The 2218-nt window shown below is 55.3% G+C and carries 3 protein-coding genes and 1 pseudogene (1 of these 4 cut by a window edge); all 4 read right to left on the minus strand.

Annotation, left to right across the window (positions count from 1 at the left end; all coding sequences use genetic code 11):
• Positions 1 to 864 (minus strand): ABC transporter ATP-binding protein (locus tag H5U36_01800; GenBank protein MBC7216915.1); only part of this gene is annotated, 864 nt, incomplete at its 3' end.
• A 2-nt stretch (positions 865 to 866) separates the two neighbouring features.
• On the minus strand, positions 867 to 1070 hold the full coding sequence (locus tag H5U36_01805) for a hypothetical protein (GenBank protein MBC7216916.1): 204 nt from the start codon (positions 1068 to 1070) through the stop codon (positions 867 to 869).
• Between the two features lie 6 nt (positions 1071 to 1076).
• Positions 1077 to 1964, minus strand: coding sequence for a carbohydrate ABC transporter permease (locus H5U36_01810; GenBank protein MBC7216917.1), 888 nt, complete (start codon positions 1962 to 1964; stop codon positions 1077 to 1079).
• Positions 1965 to 1976: 12 nt separating this feature from the next.
• Positions 1977 to 2218: pseudogene (locus tag H5U36_01815) on the minus strand (sugar ABC transporter permease) (it continues 677 nt past the right edge of the window).

The following is a 2218-nucleotide window of genomic DNA, read 5'->3' on the forward strand; positions in this document are numbered from 1 at the left end:
GCGTACTCCAAGGACTACCTGGTGCACCGGAGGGGAAAGGCGTACTAAAGCGGCTTCCTGTTCCTCAGAAAGGGGAAGGAAGTACGCATCGTTCACCGCGATGCCGAGTTTCCCACCTCTTTCCTCGACCTTGCCGGGGATAAAGTTCATTCCCGGGCTCCCTATAAAGCGGGCCACGAAGAGATTCGCAGGATAGTGGTAGACCTCATGAGGCGAGCCAATCTGCTGGATATCTCCAAAGTTCATGACCACGATTTTGTCCGCCATGGTCATGGCTTCAACCTGGTCGTGGGTGACGTAGATGGTTGTGGCCTTGAGGGAGCGCTGGAGTTTCTTGAGCTCTGCTCGGGTGGCTTCCCGGAGTTTCGCATCGATGTTAGAGAGGGGCTCATCAAGGAGGAAAACCCGGGGGCGGCGGACAATTGCCCGAGCAAGGGCCACCCGTTGTTTCTGGCCACTTGTGAGCTTGCGGGGTTTGAGGTGGAGAATATCCTCAATCTGCAAGAGTCGCACAACCTCAGAAACCCTCTTCTCGATTTCGGGTTTCGGGAGGCCTTCGGCCCGAAGGGGAAAGGCGATGTTATCGTAAGCGGTGAGGTGCGGGTAAAGGGCGTAGAGCTGGAAAACAAAGGCAATGTTTCGGGCTGCAGGGCTTAAGGGTGTCACGTCTTCATCGTCAAAGTAAATCTTTCCCGCGTCAGGTTGCTCGAGCCCCGCAATGCACCGCAGAGTCGTTGTCTTCCCACATCCTGAAGGGCCAAGGAGGACCACAAATTCTCCCTCCTTGACCTCGAAGGAAATTCCCTTGACCGCCTCCACGTGTCCAAAGCGCTTGTAGAGCTTTTCCACCCGGACAGACGACATCGCTACGCCTCCTTTTCCCCAAGGAGGTCCTCAAGAGAGGGGATGTGGGAGAAAAGGATGTAGAGCCCCGTCCCCACACTGAGGAAGGCGAATCCATAGTGGTAGAGGAAAAAGGTGAAGGGCTGGCAGAGGCTGAAAATGCCAAAAATGATGAGCACGATGGAGAGAGGCTCCATGAATCTCTTCATACGCGCTAAGAACTTCATACCCATCTACTCCTTTATGGCTCCAAAGGTGAAGCCCCGGATAAGGTTTCCTCCAAGAAGGAACGTGAAAACCACAACCGGAAGGACCATGAGGAATGACCCTGCAGCGATGTGGCCCCAGTTCACTCCCGCAGTCCCAAGGGAATGGGCAATCGAGGGAACGGCGGTGCGGGCCCGTTCTCCGGTGAGAAGGAGCGAAAAGGTGAACTCGTTCCAGGTCATGATGAGGCTGAAAATGGCCGTGGCCACCATGCCCACCCGCATTTCGGGGAAGATGAACTTGAAGAAGGCCTGGAAACGGGAGTACCCATCGACAAGGGCTGCCTCCTCGTACTCCCGGGGGATGTCGTCAACGAAGCTCCGCATCATCCAGACCGCAAAGGCAAGGTTGAACACCGTGTACATGATGATGAGCCCAAAGCGGGTATCGAAAAGCCCCAGGGCCCGGTACATCATGACAAGGGGAATGGCAATGACCACCGGAGGGAGCATGCGGCTACTCAGGATAACGAAGAGAAGGTCGTCCTTCCCCCGCACCCGCATCCTTGAGAAGACATACCCGGAGAGGGCTCCTAAAAAGGTGGCAAGGAGAGTGCTCACGAAAGAGACGATGATGCTGTTACCGAGCTGTCGCAAGAAGGCAGAAGGCTTGGGCTTCAGCTCGATACCCCGGACCGTTCCTAAGGCTCCTCCCGCACCGACGTAGAAAATATTCCGAAAGTTATCGATTTGGGGGCGCCAGACCCATTTGGGGGGCAGTGCAAAGGCCTCGACCTTGCTCTTTGTGGCCGTGGAGAACATCCAGTACAGCGGAAAAAGGTAAATGCAAAGGAGAACAACAAGAACCACAACAATGACCCGATTCTTCGTTGCCCTTCTCTGGAACTCGTTCATCTCTCTCACCCCTCACGCTCTCCGCAGGCGGTTCAAGTAGGTGATGTAGATGTTACTCAGGGCGATGATAATGATGAGGAGGACATACGCTAAGGCGCAGGACCTGCCCGTCCTCCAGAAGGAGAAGGCGAGTTTGTAGATGTAGAAGGGGATGATTTGCGTGGCGTATCCCGGCCCTCCTTCGGTCAGTACGTACACCACGTCGAAGAAACGGAAGGCGTCCATGGTCCGGAAAAGGACAGCGAGTATGAGAA

The organism is Candidatus Caldatribacterium sp., assembly GCA_014359405.1.
Taxonomy (GTDB): Bacteria; Atribacterota; Atribacteria; order Atribacterales; family Caldatribacteriaceae; genus Caldatribacterium; species Caldatribacterium oleiphilum.

Bases quoted from the DNA above. Each gene is read 5' to 3' on its own strand.
- H5U36_01805 (MBC7216916.1), bottom strand. From the start codon at position 1,070: ATGAAGTTCTTAGCGCGTATGAAGAGATTCATGGAGCCTCTCTCCATC.
- H5U36_01810 (MBC7216917.1), bottom strand. From the start codon at position 1,964: ATGAACGAGTTCCAGAGAAGGGCAACGAAGAATCGGGTCATTGTTGTG.